The organism is Allokutzneria sp. A3M-2-11 16 (genome assembly GCF_024213555.1).
Classification (GTDB): Bacteria; Actinomycetota; Actinomycetes; order Mycobacteriales; family Pseudonocardiaceae; genus Allokutzneria.
This window is the reverse complement of record NZ_JANAVO010000008.1, coordinates 21,589-36,797: the sequence shown is the minus strand read 5'-3', so window position 1 is coordinate 36,797 and position 15,209 is coordinate 21,589. Positions and strand designations below refer to the sequence as shown.

The following is a 15,209-nucleotide window of genomic DNA, read 5'->3' as shown; positions in this document are numbered from 1 at the left end:
TCCCGTTGCGCCCCTTATGTTTCGCTGGGACTTGCGATTGGTGTCGCCCACTTGCGGGACCCTCCCCGAATGCCGAATTCGGTGACACGCTGGAACCGTTGACGTGCAGGGATTCACCCACTGGTACTTGGATGTCGATCTTGCGTCTTGAGATAATGGAGGTATCCACGGAGAGGGGGTGAATCATGTTGGATACCAAAGCAATCACAGACATGCTGACGACCGAGATCGAAGTCAACGACTCCTACCGACTCTCCGAGAAGGACCATGTCGCGCTGTTGAAGGAGCTGGAGCGGATCAGTAATCTGCTCACCGCCGTGAAGACCGATGTCGCCACCCAGGCTGAGGAACGCGGACTACATGCCTCGCGTGGGTGTAAGGATCTCGCGATCCTGCTGCGCAGCGAACTCAACATCACCCCTGCCGAAGCCAACCGCCGCAAGCGATTGGTCCACGAACTACCGAAGCTGCCCCGCACTCGGCAAGCCGTCTACACCGGTGTGATCAGTGGTGAGCACGCGCTGGTGATCTCCGATGCGATCAAGCGCATCCCGGAGGAATATGCGGGCAAGGCCGATGCGGCGTTGGCGAAGGCGGCGCCGAATCTGAACCCGCGTGATCTGATGGTGGTCGGTAAACGCGTGCGGCAGCACGTCGACCCTGATGGTGTCTACCGGGATGAGCAGGAGGCGATCGCGCGGCGATCGGTGCGGATGGGTCGGGATCAGGACGGGTGTCTGCATCTGAAGGCGATGATTGATCCGATCAACGGTGAGAAGGTGTGGAACTTCCTCTCGGCGTTGGCCAAGCCGAAGTCCGTCAACGGGGAGAAGGACCCCCGTACCTCGGAGCAGCGGTTGGCTGATGCCTTCATCGAGGCGATGACCATGGCGATGTCGGTCCAGGACATGCCCGGACTGCCGCGTACCCTGTTGATCGTCACCATGGGGTTGGACGACCTGGAGCGCAGGACCGGTTGCGGGGAAACCCAGACCGGGCAGCCGATGAGCGCGGAGCTGCTGCGGCAGACCGCCTGCGACACCGGAGTCATCCCGATGGTGCTCGGCGAGGAAGGTGAACCCCTCGCCTACGGACGGGAGCGGCGCCTGGCTTCCCTCGCTCAGAAACGGGCGCTCGCGGTGCGGGACAAGGGATGCGCCTTCCCCGGATGTGATCGGCCACCCTCCTGGACAGAAGCTCATCATGTGGTGCATTGGATCGACGGCGGGCCGACCGACCTCGACAACCTCGTCCTGCTGTGCGTGCATCACCATCATGTGATCCATGATCAGGACTGGGAGATCGTTTTCGACCACGGGATACCGGCGTTCATCCCACCAAAGTGGATCGACCCTGACCAGGAACCTCTACGGAACATCAGGGTGGATCACCCACTGAAGCTATAGACCCCGGGACGTCCAGAGTAGACGGACGTTCCAGCGCAGGCTGGAAGGTAAGGGGCGCAACGCAACCGAGGCTTTACCTGGGGTGCGCGTGCCATACGCTCGCGCGCGAGGGCCGGGTTCCTCCCGTGCCCGCCCGGCAGGCCCTCGGCACGCGCGAGGGACCCCAGGTCAAGCCGACCCCGCGCCGGAACTAGCCGACCTGCACGACGGAGAGGACGAAAACCAGCGTCTCGTTGGCCTTGATCTCCTGCTGCCCGCGAGCGCCATACCCCTTGGCGGGCGGCACGACGACCAGCCGCATCTCGCCGGTGCTCATCCCGATCACGCCCTCGTGCCAGCCGGGGATGCCGGTGTTGTCGCCGACGACGAAAGACACGGGCTCACCGCCGAAGGAACTCTCCAGCTCCCGCCGGTCGGACCAGGTGGCGAGCGCGTAGTGCATCCGCACAGCGGTGCCGCGGCCGACGAACGACGAGCGCGAGCCGGGAGACAGGTTCTTCGTGGCGAGGTTGGCGGGCGGGGCGCAACCGGACGGGACGGTGATGCTGGGGCGATCAGAACCGTTGAGCCGCACGGAGATCTCGGCAGTGGAGCACACCGGGCCCGCGGGGGTGATGGGCGGAGCGGACTGCCGGGGCCGCGTCGGGCTGGGGCGGGTGGTGCCGAGGCTCGCGCCGCCGTCAGGGAGGTCCGAAGGAGCTTCAGCGGGCGGGGAACAGCCCGCCAGCAGGGACACGGCCAGCAGAAACCCCGGCGCCGTCGAGCGGACGGCGCCGGGGTGCCGGGTGTTACGCGCCGACCTTGACCGCATCGACGACGAAGACCAGGGTCTCGTTGCCCTTGATCGAACCGTCCGAAGTGCCCTTCTCCTTGTAGCCCTTGGCGGGCGGCACGACGAGCAGGCGGCGGCCGCCCTGCTTCATGCCGACGAGGCCCTCGACCCAGCCGTCGATGAGCTGGCCCTTCGCCAGGGTCGCCGAGAACGGGGCGTCACCGAAGGAGGCCTGGTTCTCCTTCTTGGTCGACCAGGTGTAGAGCGCGTAGTGCATCTGCAGCTGGTCGCCCGTCTTGATGGCGGCGCCGGTGCCCGGGATGAGGTCCTTGGTCAGCAGCTCCGCGGGCGGCGAACAGGTGGCCGGGATGGTGACTGTGGGCTTCTGGCCCGCGGCGCCGGTCGCGGTGACCTGGTCGATCGTGCACGGCGGACCGGCGGGCGTGGTCGAGGTCGGGGCGGCGGCCGAGGAAGCGGCCTGGCTCGAACCCGCCCCGCCTTCGGGCAGGTCGGAGGGGCGCTCGCTGGGCGTGCAGCCCGTCACCGCGAGGACGGTGCTGATCAGGAGAGCGGTCATCGCCGCGGTCTTCCGCATGGCGGAAAGCCTAATCGGAGCGGCCGGAGCGGGCGTCACCGGCAACCCTGCGCGGCGAGCAGCGCCTCGGCGCGCCGCAGATCCTCGGCGGCCAGCTCGTCCTCGCCGAGCGCCTTCCTGCCGTTGCCGACCTCGCGCAACGCCTTCGCCTGGCTCCACGTGTCGCCGTAGTGCTCGAAGACCTTGGCGGCGCGGTCGTACTGCTCGACGGCCTCGGCGTGGCGGTCGAGGGCGGCGAGGGCGAGGCCGAGCCGGATGCGGGTCCGCGCCGCACCGCGGTCGTCGCCGTGCCGCTCGAACAGCAACAGGGCGTGCTGCTCGAGTTCCAGGCCCCGCGCGGGCTCGCCCAGCCGCGTCAGCGCTTTGCCGAGCCGGCTGGAGCAGGTGGCGTGCTGCCACCAGTCACCGCGCAGGGACACGGCCCGCGCGAGCGCCTGCCGGGCCGCGTCCGGGCGGTCCAGCACGAGCAGGGCGCGGCCGAGGCAGTCGAGCGCGGCGATCTCCGCGACGGCCATCCCGTCACCGTGGGCGAGGCCCGCGGCGGTCTCGGCCAGCTCGCGCCCGGTGTCCGGCTGCCCCGACTTGACCGCCGCCAAGGACAGCGCGGCGAGCGCGTAGGCCTTGTGCTCGGTGTCCTGTTGCAGCTGGGCCTGTTCGAGGACGAGCTGGGCCAGCGCCCGCAGATCCGGCCACGCGCACCGCAGTTCGTAGTACCAGACCATCCGCAGCAGGGGGGCCAGTCCGCGGCCGGGGTCCAGGCGGGAACTCCGTTCCACGGCGGCGAGGATGGCGGGCCGCTCGGTGTCGAGCCAGCACACCGCGGCCCGGAGCCCGGGGAAGGCCGACTCGCGCCCGCTCACCGCCGTGGGGTCGAGCCAGCTCGCCGCGTCGGCCGCGGTGTCCAGCAGGGTCCGCACCAGGCGCAGCTCCACCTCGTCCCGAGCGGGCTCGTCCTGGTCGGCGCAGAACCGCGCGAAGCTGCGGACGATGCCGTGCATCCGAGCGCGTCCCTCGCTCGCGGTGGGCAGGAGGAATCCGGCCGCGCACAGCCGATCCAGCTCGCGGCGGGCCGAGCGCGGCGGGACGCCGAGCGCGCTGGCCGCGGTCTCCACGGTGAAGCACTTGCCCGGCGCCAGGGCCAGGCGCCGCAGCAGCCTGCGCGCCGGATCGTCGAGCTGCCGGTAGGACACCTCCAGCACGCTGCGGACGGCGCGGTTGTCCGCGGGCAGCCAGGCCAGCCGGGCCTGCTCCCGCTCCAGGTCGTCGGCGGCGTCGGCGAGCAGCCCGCCGGGCCAGTCGACGAGGCGGGCCGCCGCGATGCGCAGCGCCAGCGGCCAGCGGTCGCACAGCCCCGCCATCCGGCGCGCCGCGGCGGGTTCGGCGTCCACCCGGGCCCGCCCGAGCACGGCGGCGATCAGCTCGACGGCGTCGTCCTCGGGCAGCGCCCCGATCCGGCAGCGCCGCACCGCGCGCCGGGCGTCCAGGCCGTGCAGCGGGCTGCGGCTGGTGACCAGCAGGGCGCAGCCGGGCGCCGGGGCCAGCAGCGGCAGCACCTGGTCCTCGTGCGCGATGTGGTCGAGCACCACCAGCATCCGCCGCTCGGCGAGCACCGCGCGGTAGCGCGCGCCGAGTTCGTCCACATCGGACGGAAGGGCGCGGTCGGCGACCCCGCAGGCGCGCAGGGCCTTGCGCATCGCCTCGACCGGGTTGGGATCGCACAGGCCGAGCAGGATCGCGCCGTCGGGGAACTCGTCGGCCACCTCGACGGCGACCCGCGCGGCCAGGGTGGACCGGCCCGATCCCGGTGGCCCGCTGAGCACCACGAGCGCACCGCCGGTGAGCAGGCCGCACAGCCCGTCCAGCTCCGCGTCCCTGCCGACGAAGTCCTCGGGGGGCGGCGGCACCGCGGCCGGGGGCGGGGACACCGGCGACGGTTCGGTCGGGGCGGGTTCGCGTTCGGCCACCGCCTGGCGCTCCTCGGCCAGCTCGGCGAGCTCGGCCGCGGCCCGCGCCCGCAGCGCGCCGAGGGCGGCGGCGATCGCGCCGTCGGCGTCACCGACCGCCTCGGCGAAGCGCGGGACCAGCCCCTCCGGGATGATCCGCCTGCCGCGTTCGTAGTCGGCGAGCGCGCTGTGCGCGCTGAGGCCGATGGTCCTGGCCAGCCGCCGCAGCGACAGGCCGGAGGCCGTGCGCCAGTGCCGCAGCGCCGTGCCGAGCTCCACCAGTGACGTCTCGTCCTGGAGGGGGCCGCTGATCATGTCACTCCACGCGTTCAGCCGACGGACACGCGGCCGGCGCGCAGCACGCTGAGCCGCTCCGCCAGCAGTTGCTCCAGTTCGGGTTCGGAGCGGCGGGAGCACAGCTGCTCCCAGTGCGTCTTGCCGGTGCGCGGCACCGCGTTCTGCTCGCCGCCGCCGCTGGTGTCGGAGTACCAGACCCGGCTCTCCGTCCCGTGTTTCGGGCACTCCCACACCTCGGGGGTCTCGGCATCGGCCGCGAAGGTCAGCTCTACGTTGTGGCCCTGCGGGCAGACGAACACCACGGTTCGCCGCGCAGCGGGGGCCTCGGTGGCGGGCTGCGGGTACTGCGGGCCGCCACCGGCCCGGATCGCGCGGATCACGACGCCTCCTCGACGTGTTGGGGGCTTGCGAGTCGTGCGAGGGTGGCGCTGCGACTCGCCTGCGGGGTCGAGCGTCAGCAGCGATCCGCGGGTGCGAAGCGTATGGGCAGCCGTTCCCGTTGCCCATACACCACCGGAGTGAATATTCACCCTGTCTTAGGCTGAGCGCAAACGTGCACAAGGAGGCACCTGAATGCCCGGCACCAGGACCCGCCGCAAGCGCAAACTCGGTGCCTTCCTCAAGGAGCTGCGGGAACGCGCCGGGATCGGGGCCGAGGAGGTCGCGGCCCGGCTGCGCAAGTCCCAACCAACGATTTCGAAGATAGAGAACGGTCACGTGCTCTGCGGCTTCGCCGAGCTGGGCGCCATGCTGGCCCTCTACGCCGCCTGCGAGGAGCAACGCCGGGAGGCCGAGGCCCTGTGGGACGACGCCAAACAGGACGCGACCCGTATCGAACACTCTTCTGCGGTTCCACCCAAGTTCCGTACGTTTCTGCGCGCCGAGGCGGACGCCACGTCCGTACAAACGTTGGAGTCCACCGGCATTCCGGGATTGTTGCAAACCGCAGATTACGCGGCGGCGGTGCGCAGGGCCGCGCGCGGGTTCAGCGATCCGGCCGTGGGCCTGGAGCGGGCCGTCGCCGCGCGGCTGAGCAGGCAGAAACGGCTGCACGGGCCGGGCGCGCTGACCCTGCACGCGCTGATCGACGAGGCGGTGGTCCGGCGGCTGGTCGGCGGGCCGAGGGTGCAGCGGGAGCAACTGGTGCACCTGCTGGTCGCCGCGGAACAGGACAACATCACCGTTCAGATAATTCCATTCGATTTTGGGGCGTACGGCACGATGTCCGGCTCGGCGACGATCCTGGGCTTCGCCGACGACGGCTATCCGGACGCGGTCTATTTGGAGTACCCAGGCGGCGGGGAATGGGTAGAGAATGACGACGACGTTCGGAAGTTCCGGGCGACCTTCGCCGACATCTCGACCGAAACCCTGACGCCCGAGGAGTCGGCGGCGGTGATCCGCGCACACGTCGACGCACTTGAGGGACGATGACCCCATCGCGAACCTGGAGAAAGAGCAGCTATACCGGAAATGACAACAACTGTGTGGAACTGTCCTTGACAGAGTTCGAGTCTGCTATCCGTGACAGCAAGCAGCCGAATGGACCAGTCCTCACATTCACCCCCTTGGCTTTCACTCGCTTCATAGTTTTTTTGCGTACAATGCGCTAACGCGATGATGCCCGGACGACGAGTTCGGGCGCCAGCAACCGGGACCGGGCGCGGCCGCCGTCGATACGGGCGAGCAACTCCTCGACGGCGGCCGCGCCCATTTCCCGTATCGGGCTGCGAACGGTGGTCAGCGGCACGGTGAGCGAGGACGCCAGCGGGATGTCGTTGAACCCGACCAGCGCGATCCGCTCCCCCACCCCGATGCCGTTGGCCCGCAGCACCCCGGCGGCGCCCATCGCCGCCACGTCGTTCACCGCGAACACCGCGTCCAGCTCGCGGCCCAGGCCCAGCACCTCGCTCATCGCCTGTTCCCCGCCCCGCGAGTCGTAGCCGCTGTGCACCACCAGCTCCTCCGGCACCGGGTGCCCCGCGGCGGCGCAGGCGCGCAGGAAGCCCTCGGTCCGGTCGGCGCACGTGCTCGCGTAGGGCTGTCCCGCGAGGACCGCGATCCTGGTGCGCCCCATGCCCAGCAGGTGCTCCGCCGCGAGCTCGCCGCCGCGCTCGTCGTGGCAGGTGACGGCCGGGTGCCCCCCGGACCGCCTGCTGACCAGGACGAACGGGATGTCGTTGGCCACCAACGAATCCAGGCCGTTCCCGTCCAGCCGCGCGTCGCCGATGATCAGCCCGTCCACGCCCCAGGACAGCAGCGCGTCGAGCCCGGCGATGTGCTGCTCGGCGCTGTCGTGGGTGTTGGTGACGAAGGTCCGGTAGCCGCGGTCCAGGGCGGCCTCCTGGATGCCCTCGTACACGGCGGCGAGCACGTAGTCGGTCAGCGTGGGGACCAGCACGCCGAGGATGCGCGTGCGTTGTGTGCGCAGGCTGGCCGCGTACTCGTTTCGGATGTAGCCGAGTCTGCGCGCCGCGGCCCGCACCCGTTCCTCGGTCTCCTTGGTGACCTGGGCGGTTCCGTTGAGCACCCTGGCCACTGTGGACACGTGGAGGTTGGTCGCCTCCGCGACCGCGCGCAGGGTCACCCTCGGCCTGGAGGTCACGGCAACTCCCGTCGCTGGTGCGGCTGCGGATCGTCCATCGTGCCGCACGTCTGGCACAGCGCACTTTGGGGCACCCTGGAGCGCATGCGGCTGCGTGAGGACCTGGTGCGGGCACTGACCGACAGCGGCGACCTCACCGAGCAGTGGCGGGAGGCGTTCCTCGCGGTGCCGAGGCACGCGTTCCTCCCCGACACCGTCTGGCACTCCGAGTCGCTGAACCGCTTGTCGCGCAACGAGGACCCCGCGAAGTGGCTGGCGGTTGCCTATGCCGACGACTGCGTGGTGACGCAGCTCGACGACGGTGCGCCGGACGGCCCCCGGCTGGCGACCAGCTCCGCGAGCATGCCCGCGGTGGTGGCCACGATGCTCGACCTGCTGGACGTGGAACCCGGCATGACTGTTTGCGAGATCGGCACCGGCACCGGCTACAACGCGGCCCTGCTCGCCCACCGCCTCGGCGCGGACAACGTGACGACGGTCGAGGTGGACCCGGTTCTGGCCCGTCGCGCCCGCATGGCCCTCGATGCCGCTGGCTACGGAGGAGTGACCGTGGTGCAGGGCGACGGGCTTCAAGGCTGCCCGGACCGGGCTCCGTTCGACCGGGTCATCGCGACCGCCAACGCGCAACGCATCCCCTACGCGTGGGTGGAGCAGACCAAGACCGGCGGCCGGATCGTCAGCCCGTGGGGCACGGCGTTCTTCTCCGGAGCACTGGTGTCACTGGCGGTCGGTGCTGACGGAGTGGCGCACGGCGGCATCGCCGGGCGAGCGTCCTTCATGGACCTGCGGGCGCAGCGGGTGAGCGCGATCGACCTGGACTCCGACATCTATGACGAAGACCGCGCGGTCGTCACGCGCACCTCGCTGCGCACTGCGGACGTGATCGGCACCTACGACGCGAACATCGCGCTCGCGGTGCTCGTGCCGGACTGTCACGCGCTGCCAACCGCGGACGGGTTGTGGCTGGTCGACCCCGGCTCGCGGTCGTGGGCGTGCCAGTTCGACGGCGAGGTGCGACAGCTCGGCGGGCGGCGGCTGTGGGACGAGGTCGAAGCGGCCTACCGCTCGTGGGCCGACGCGGGGAGCACACGCGCGACGGGCTGGCGATTCACGGTGGGACCGGCTGGTCAGCGCATCACCCAGCGGCGGTAAGTTGACCGGCATGACCAAGACCGCCGTGCTCAGCCGCTTCGTGGACGAGGAGTCCCGCGAGGAGTTCCTCGCCCGCTACGGCGAGGCGATGGGCGCGTGGCCGCAGGACCGCGTCGAGTCCGATGTGGACACTCGGTTCGGCAGCACCCACGTGCACCGCCACGGCGACGGCGACGGCACGCCAGTGGTGCTGCTGCACGGCGGCAACACCACCCCGGCGACCTGGCACCCGAACGTGGCCGCGCTGGCGGAGGGTCGGGCGGTCTACGCGGTGGACGTGCTCGGCGAGCCCGGCAGGAGCACCCAGACCGCGCCGATGATCAAGTCCGCGGACACCGCGGAGTGGCTGACCGCGGTCCTGGACGGCCTCGGGCTGGAGCGGGTGCACCTGATCGGCATGTCCTACGGCGGTTGGATCGCCGCGAACCAGGCGCTGCACACGCCGGACCGGCTCGCCTCGATCACGCTGATCGAGCCGTCCCGGGTGCTCGCGGAGGTGCGGCCGATCTTCGCCGTGCGCACGGTGTGGAACCGCCTGCTCGGCGCGGAGAGCCTGTGGCGCGAGTACCTGGAGTGGTCCTCGCGGACCGCGCCCGCCGTGCGCGACCTCCAGGTGATGGGCAGCATGCGCTTCCGCAAGCGCCTCATGCCCCCGCGCAAGCTCAGCAAGAAGCAGCTGGTCGGCATCACCGTGCCCACGCTCGTCCTGCTGGGCGCCAAGAGCCCCGTCCAGCGCGTGCAGAAGGCGGCGGGGCGGGCCGCGCTCATCCCGAACGCGGAGGTCACGGTGATCCCCGGCACGGGCCACGCCCTCCCCACCGAGAACCCGGAAGCCGTCAACACCCGCATCACCGACTTCCTGGCCCGCCACTGACCCTCCGCCGCCAGGTTCGGGCGTCTTCAAGTACCACCAACCCCCTCTCCAGCCGTCTTTAACCGCCCCCAACCTCCCGACCGGGCTACGTACCCAATGTGGCATCGGTTACGTCAGACGTAACGAATGCCGCATTGGGTTCACAAGCGCGGCTGGGGATTGACGTGGCGGGGGCGCATGACGGACAGTTGAGCGAACGTTCGCGCGATCGTTCGTTCTGACGGGGGGGGGGCGGGCGCGTGCCTGGTGCGTGAGGGGGTTGGTGTGGAGCGGGTTGTCATGATCGCCACGGGGGGCACGATCGCCAGTCAGCCGACGATGAGCGGGCTGGCCGCCAGCCTCCAGGGGCGCTCGGTGATCAGCGCGCTCCCGCCCACCGCGGGGCTGCGGGTGGACGTGATCGACCTGTGCACCGTCGACAGCTCGTGCCTGACGATCGGGCACCAGCTCGACCTGGTGGAGCAGGTGCGCGTCGCGCTGGCCGACCCCGAGGTCACCGGCGTCGTGGTCACGCACGGCACGGACACCTTGGAGGAGTCCGCTTTCCTGCTCGACCTGCACCACGACGACCCGCGCCCGGTCGTCCTCACCGGCTCACAGCTGCCGTTGGGGCACGAGGGCTCTGACGCGCCGCGCAACCTCTCCGACGCGTTCCTCGTCGCACAGCAGGCGCGCGACCTCGGCGTCCTGATCGTCTTCAACGGCCACGTGCACGCCGCGCGCGGCACGGTGAAGCGGCACACCCTGGACGCGCACGCCTTCGGTGACCCCTCGCACGAGCCACTGGGCCGCATCCTCGGCGGCGAACTGCTGTTGCGGCCGGATGTGCAGCGCCGGAGCACTCCGCTTCCGATGCCGCGCGGCGCCACACCCCGCGTGGACATCGTGACGCACCACAGCGACGGGGACTCCGTGTTGCTGCGCGCGTCGATCGCGGCGGGCGCGCGCGGGATCGTCCTGGTCGGCGCGGGCACGGGCAACGCCACGCCGGAGATCGCGGAGGCTGTCCGCGAAGCGACCCTCGCGGGAGTCGTCGTCGCGGTGACCTCGCGGTGTGCGGCGGGTCCGGTCGCTCCTGTCTACGCATCGGGTGGTGACCTGCTCGCGGCGGGCGCGATCCTCACGGGGCACTTGCGGGCGAGCCAGACGCGCATCGCGCTGCTGAGCGCCTTGATGCACACCGACAGCCCGGAGCAGTGCCGTGCGTTGCTGCCCGCGCTACTCGGTACCTGACGCGCGCATGTAGCGGCGACCGAGTTCGCGGATGTGCTCGACCAGCTCGGGCGGCTCCTGCACCTCGAAGTCCACGCCCGTCATTCCCAGGTACACAGCCAAGGACTCCAGCGAATCGGCTCCGGTCACGAACACACAGTTGTTGTCGTCGATCGGTTCCAGGGCGCCGTAGGACTTGAGCCCATCCGACAGGGCTTCGGCGGACGCGTGCATCAGGATGCGCGCGCGGAACCGCCACGTCGCCGAATTAACACGTGCGGACACGTAGGTGGCGACGTCCGCGCCATCAGGGAGTTCGCGCGGGGTGAAGCGCGGACCTGTGGGCGTGCGCGGTTCGATGCGGTCTACGCGGAACGTGCGCCAGTCCGCGCGATCCACGTCCCACGCGACGAGGTACCACCTACGACCCCAGTTGGCCATGCTGTGCGGTTCCACCACACGCAAGCTCGCGGTGCCGTTGTGGTCGCGATAGTCGAAGCGGAGACGCTCGTTGTCACGGCACGCGCTCGCGATCGTGGTGAGCACGGCGGCGTCCACGGTCGGCCCCGGCCGCAGCGGGATCGGGACGGTGTAGGACTGCAATGCGTTGACACGACGGCGCAGTCGCGACGGCAGGACCTGTTCGAGCTTGGTCAGCGCGCGCAGCGACGTGTCCTCGATCCCGGAGATCGGGCCGTTGGTCGCGGTGCGGAGACTGACCGCGACAGCGACGGCCTCGTCGTCATCAAGCAGCAGCGGCGGCAACGCGGCCCCCGCGCCCAGCCGGTAGCCGCCCGCGGTCCCGGTCGTGGCGTTGACCGGGTAACCCAGGTTGCGCAGCTTGTCGATGTCGCGGCGCACAGTCCGCACATCGACCTCCAGTCGCTCCGCGAGGTCCGAGCCGGACCACTCACGGCGGATCTGCAACAGCGAAAGCAGGCGGAGCAGGCGCGCGGAGGTTTGCAGCATGCGAGGAGTCTGGCACCCGATCCGGACAGCTCCTGTCCTCAAGCCGGTTCAACTCTGAATCACTGCGTCGAGTGGCTTTCCTTGCCAAGGTGGGCAGCGATCGCCAGCCTCGACCGCATGGTGATCAAGACGCGCCCCGCGGTCACTGCCGCCGGGTGTGTGCTCGGGCTCATCCTCGGCGCGAGCACGGCTACCGCCCAGCCCCAGCAGTACACCGCTGACCAGGTACGGAGTTTCCTTGTCGGGTTCTACGGCAAGCACGGCCCGAGCCAGCACGACCGCGAGCACCGCGTCACGCCCGAGCTGAAGAAGAAGGCCGCGGAGACTCCGGACTACGACTTGTTGCTGTGTGCGCAAAACGAACCGCGCCGAATCGGCATCGGCCGGGTCACCACGGCGCAGTCCGCGGGCGTCGGCTGGGCGACGGTGACCACGCGGTGGAGCGGCCCGTCACAACGGTTCACCGCGTACGTGGGCCTGGACGCGAGCCAGCCGATGAAGCTCTACGACATCGAGTGCAAGGCCGAGCGGTGACCGAACCCGAGAGCGTCGCGATCGGTGAGAGCACCACGGTGTGCCACGACTGCGCGGGCGCACAACACGCGGCCCGCGAGTGCCTACGGCTCAACGGAGAGACCGGGGCGACCGTCGCCGTGCCGCGCGCGTGCCGCACGTGCTCCGGTATCGGGGCGCTGCCCGGTCTCCTCCCACCCGTCTAGCTAGCTCGAGAGGAGCTGTGCGCAGCGGATGAGTCCGATGTGGGAGTACGCCTGGGGGTGGTTGCCCAGGGAGCGTTCGGCGATGGGGTCGTATTCCTCGGGGAGCAGGCCGGTGGGTCCGGCGCAGTCGACCATTTGTTGGAAGAGTTCTTCTGCTTCGGTGCGGCGTCCGGTGAGCAGGTAGGACTCGATCATCCAGGCGGCGCAGATGTGCCAGCCGCCTTCGGTTCCGGGGAGTCCGTCGTCGCGGTGGTAGCGGTAGACGGTGACGCCGGAGCGGAGTTCGGCTTCGGTGGCGGTGACGGTGGCTTGGAAGCGCTCGTCCTGGGGGTCGATCAGCCCGGACAGTCCGATGTGGAGAGTCGCCGCGTCCAGGTCCACGCCGTCGTAAGCGGTGGTGAACGACTGCGCCTCGACGTTCCAGCCGTTCTTCAGCACGTCCTGGGCGATGGTGTCGCGCAGGACCGCCCAACCGGGGTCGATGCCGCGGCCGTAGGTCTCGGCGAGCTTGATCGCGCGGTCCAGCGTCACCCAGCCCATGACCCGCGAGTACACCCGGTGCCGCGGCGCGTGCCGCTCCTCCCAGATGCCGTGGTCGGCCTCGTCCCACCGCCGCGTGACGGCCTCGGCCATCGCCTCGACCATCCGCCAGTCGTCGTCGGTGAGCGCGCCGCGCACTTCGGCCAGCTGCGCGACGAGGTCGACGACCGGGCCGAACACGTCGAGCTGGACCTGCTGGTTGGCCAGGTTGCCCACGCGCACCGGGCGCGAGCCCGCGTAGCCGGGAAGCGTGTCGATGACCGCTTCCGGCCCCAAGTGCGTGCCGTGCAACGTGTACAGCGGGTGCAGCCGCTCCGGCCCCGGCAGCGTCGCGAGCACGCCGTGCAGCCACTTCAAGTAGTTCTCGGCCTCGGCCGTGGAACCGAGGGAGACCAACGCCTGCGCGGACAGGGCCGCGTCACGAATCCAGCAGTAGCGGTAGTCCCAGTTGCGGACCCCGCCGATCTCCTCCGGCAGCGACGTCGTCGCCGCGGCGAGGAACGCCCCGGTCTCGTCGTGCTGAAGGCCCTTCAAGGTAAGGGCGGAGCGAGCCACGAGGTCACGTTGGACCTCGGGCAGCCTCAACGTCGCCAGCCAGTCGGACCAGTAGGTCCCGGCGGCGACGCGGCGCTCAGGCTCGCTCCGCGGACTGGCTGAAAGATCGTCGCTGCCACAACGAAGTTCCAGCACAAAGGGTCTTTCGGGGGTCACCTCGACCACGGCCCGCGCGGACTCGTGCTGGCCGTCGGAGGTGATCGTCCACTCCACGCCCGGCGCGCGCAGCACCATCGGGTCGGACATGCCGACCACGCGCAAGCCCTCCGGCTCGGCGACCAGGCTGACCGGGACCTGGCCGAACTCGGGACGCGGCGCGAAGTCGATCACGGCGCGGGTGTTGCCCGAAATGACCCGGACGATCTCCGTGCGGTGCGGCGGCGCGTAGTGGTCGAGGTAGTCGGTGACCAGCAGCTTCGACCAGCGGGTCTCCACCGTCATGGTGCCCGGCAGGTAGCGCTGGCCCAGCGGCAGGCCGTTGCGCTCCGGCTTGATGCCGAAGACGCCTGCGGTCGGGCCGCCGAGCAGGTCGGCGAACACCGCGCCGGAGTCCGGCTCGGGGTGGCACAGCCAGGTGACCTTGGCGTCCGGTGTCAGCAGCGCGACCGAGCGCTCGTTGGCCAGCATGGAGATGCGCTCGATCGGCACCGCCTGCTCGCCGTGCAGCCAGGTCCGGCGCACCTCGACCAGGAACGCCAGCACCGCGGCGACATCGGCGGTCTCGGTGACGCGGAACGGCGCCACGGTCTCGCCTTCGCCGACCTTGATGCCCAGGTCCGGGCCGGCCAGCGTGGCGAACGCCTTCTCGTCGGTCACGTCGTCGCCGAGGAAGATCGCGGCGGTCGCGCCGACCTGGCGGCGCAGCACGTTCAGGGCGTCGCCCTTGTCGGTGCGCACGACGGCCAGCTCGACCACGGCCTTGCCCTCGGTGACCTGGACACCGTCCCAGGTGCACGGGCCGCTGCGCACCGCGGCCAGCAACCGCTCGCCCACCTCGGGCGCGGCGCGGCGCACGTGCACGGCGACGCTGGCGGGCTTGTGCTCCAGGTAGACGCCTTCGAGCCCGGCGGCGAGCTGCTCCAGTTCGGCGCGCATCCGCTGGAGCAACTGGCGGGTCGGGCCTTCGAGCGCGTGCACGAAGCCGACGTCGAACTCCGAGCCGTGGCTGCCGACCAGGTGCACCTCGGAAGGCAGCCGGGACAGCGTGGCGAGGTCGCGCAGGGCACGCCCGGAGATCACAGCGACCGTCGTGGAGGACAGCGCGGCCAGCGACCGCAGCGCGTTCACCGACTCCGGCAGCGGACGGGCCTGCTCCGGGTCGGCGACGATCGGCGACAGCGTCCCGTCGTAGTCGCAGGCCACGAGCAGCCTGGGGGTTCTGGCGAGCTGCACCAGGGCCCGGCGCAGCTCGGCGGGCAGCGCCGCGGCCCCGGCCGGGGCCGGCGCGGGCGTTGCTGCGAGCACCATGGGGAACCTTTCGATTACCGTGCGCCACCGTGCGAATCACGGCTGTGCCTGTCCGCGGAACATAATCCGTTACCCGCGGGGAACCAAACACGTACCGGAATTC

15 protein-coding genes are annotated in these 15,209 nt (G+C 70.5%); 8 read left to right on the top strand and 7 right to left on the bottom strand.

All coding sequences use genetic code 11. The annotated features are described in order from the left end of the window. Positions 1-212: 212 nt before the first annotated feature. On the top strand, positions 213-1,406 hold the full coding sequence (locus NLX83_RS30140) for an HNH endonuclease signature motif containing protein (protein ID WP_254238604.1): 1,194 nt from the start codon (positions 213-215) through the stop codon (positions 1,404-1,406). Between the two features lie 190 nt (positions 1,407-1,596). Here the strand turns inward: NLX83_RS30140 and NLX83_RS30135 are convergent, their stop codons facing one another. Genes NLX83_RS30135 through NLX83_RS30120 form a run of 4 tightly spaced genes read right to left on the bottom strand, consistent with a single transcriptional unit; the run spans position 1,597 to position 5,393 of the window. Further along, the gene (locus tag NLX83_RS30135; protein ID WP_254238603.1) at positions 1,597-2,142 is read right to left on the bottom strand and encodes an FKBP-type peptidyl-prolyl cis-trans isomerase; all 546 of its coding nucleotides are present in this window, start codon (positions 2,140-2,142) and stop codon (positions 1,597-1,599) included. 52 nt (positions 2,143-2,194) lie between these two features. Continuing rightward, a complete protein-coding gene (locus NLX83_RS30130) occupies positions 2,195-2,773 on the bottom strand; it encodes an FKBP-type peptidyl-prolyl cis-trans isomerase (RefSeq protein WP_254238602.1) in 579 nt (192 codons plus the stop codon). A gap of 35 nt (positions 2,774-2,808) precedes the next feature. Beyond that, positions 2,809-5,031 (bottom strand): helix-turn-helix domain-containing protein, encoded by a 2,223-nt coding sequence (locus NLX83_RS30125; RefSeq protein ID WP_254238601.1) that lies wholly within the window; start codon positions 5,029-5,031, stop codon positions 2,809-2,811. 14 nt (positions 5,032-5,045) lie between these two features. After that, positions 5,046-5,393, bottom strand: coding sequence for an RNA polymerase-binding protein RbpA (locus NLX83_RS30120; protein ID WP_254238600.1), 348 nt, complete (start codon positions 5,391-5,393; stop codon positions 5,046-5,048). Between the two features lie 193 nt (positions 5,394-5,586). Between NLX83_RS30120 and NLX83_RS30115 the strand changes: the two genes are divergently transcribed. Together NLX83_RS30115 and NLX83_RS30110 are read left to right on the top strand one after the other, a co-directional pair. After that, entirely contained in the window at positions 5,587-6,447 is an 861-nt protein-coding gene (locus tag NLX83_RS30115; protein WP_254238599.1) for a helix-turn-helix domain-containing protein, read from the top strand. Further along, on the top strand, positions 6,444-6,626 hold the full coding sequence (locus NLX83_RS30110) for a DUF397 domain-containing protein (RefSeq protein ID WP_254238598.1): 183 nt from the start codon (positions 6,444-6,446) through the stop codon (positions 6,624-6,626). Before NLX83_RS30115 ends, NLX83_RS30110 begins: the two co-directional genes overlap by 4 nt. On the opposite strand, the gene NLX83_RS30105 is transcribed toward NLX83_RS30110, so the two are convergent. After that, positions 6,623-7,618, bottom strand: coding sequence for a LacI family DNA-binding transcriptional regulator (locus NLX83_RS30105; RefSeq protein ID WP_254238597.1), 996 nt, complete (start codon positions 7,616-7,618; stop codon positions 6,623-6,625). The genes NLX83_RS30110 and NLX83_RS30105 overlap by 4 nt on opposite strands. An 84-nt stretch (positions 7,619-7,702) precedes the next feature. Here NLX83_RS30105 and NLX83_RS30100 point away from each other — a divergent pair, with 84 nt between their 5' ends. From NLX83_RS30100 to NLX83_RS30090, 3 genes are all read left to right on the top strand, one after another. Next, the gene (locus NLX83_RS30100) at positions 7,703-8,770 is read left to right on the top strand and encodes a methyltransferase domain-containing protein (RefSeq protein ID WP_254238596.1); all 1,068 of its coding nucleotides are present in this window, start codon (positions 7,703-7,705) and stop codon (positions 8,768-8,770) included. Positions 8,771-8,780: 10 nt separating this feature from the next. After that, the gene (locus NLX83_RS30095; RefSeq protein WP_254238595.1) at positions 8,781-9,644 is read left to right on the top strand and encodes an alpha/beta fold hydrolase; all 864 of its coding nucleotides are present in this window, start codon (positions 8,781-8,783) and stop codon (positions 9,642-9,644) included. A 279-nt stretch (positions 9,645-9,923) separates the two neighbouring features. Further along, positions 9,924-10,877 carry an asparaginase gene (locus tag NLX83_RS30090; RefSeq protein ID WP_254238594.1) on the top strand — a complete coding sequence of 318 codons (954 nt, stop codon included), beginning with the start codon at positions 9,924-9,926 and terminating at the stop codon, positions 10,875-10,877. On the opposite strand, the gene NLX83_RS30085 is transcribed toward NLX83_RS30090, so the two are convergent. Then, positions 10,863-11,825, bottom strand: coding sequence for a helix-turn-helix transcriptional regulator (locus NLX83_RS30085; protein ID WP_254238593.1), 963 nt, complete (start codon positions 11,823-11,825; stop codon positions 10,863-10,865). The genes NLX83_RS30090 and NLX83_RS30085 overlap by 15 nt on opposite strands. Before the next feature lie 117 nt (positions 11,826-11,942). On the opposite strand from NLX83_RS30085, the gene NLX83_RS30080 reads away from it, so the two are divergent. Both NLX83_RS30080 and NLX83_RS30075 read left to right on the top strand, forming a co-directional pair. Further along, positions 11,943-12,359 carry a hypothetical protein gene (locus tag NLX83_RS30080; RefSeq protein ID WP_254238592.1) on the top strand — a complete coding sequence of 139 codons (417 nt, stop codon included), beginning with the start codon at positions 11,943-11,945 and terminating at the stop codon, positions 12,357-12,359. Further along, on the top strand, positions 12,356-12,544 hold the full coding sequence (locus NLX83_RS30075) for a hypothetical protein (RefSeq protein ID WP_254238591.1): 189 nt from the start codon (positions 12,356-12,358) through the stop codon (positions 12,542-12,544). Before NLX83_RS30080 ends, NLX83_RS30075 begins: the two co-directional genes overlap by 4 nt. Here the strand turns inward: NLX83_RS30075 and otsB are convergent, their stop codons facing one another. Beyond that, on the bottom strand, positions 12,545-15,106 hold the full coding sequence (gene otsB / locus NLX83_RS30070; protein ID WP_254238590.1) for a trehalose-phosphatase: 2,562 nt from the start codon (positions 15,104-15,106) through the stop codon (positions 12,545-12,547). Positions 15,107-15,209 lie beyond the last annotated feature (103 nt).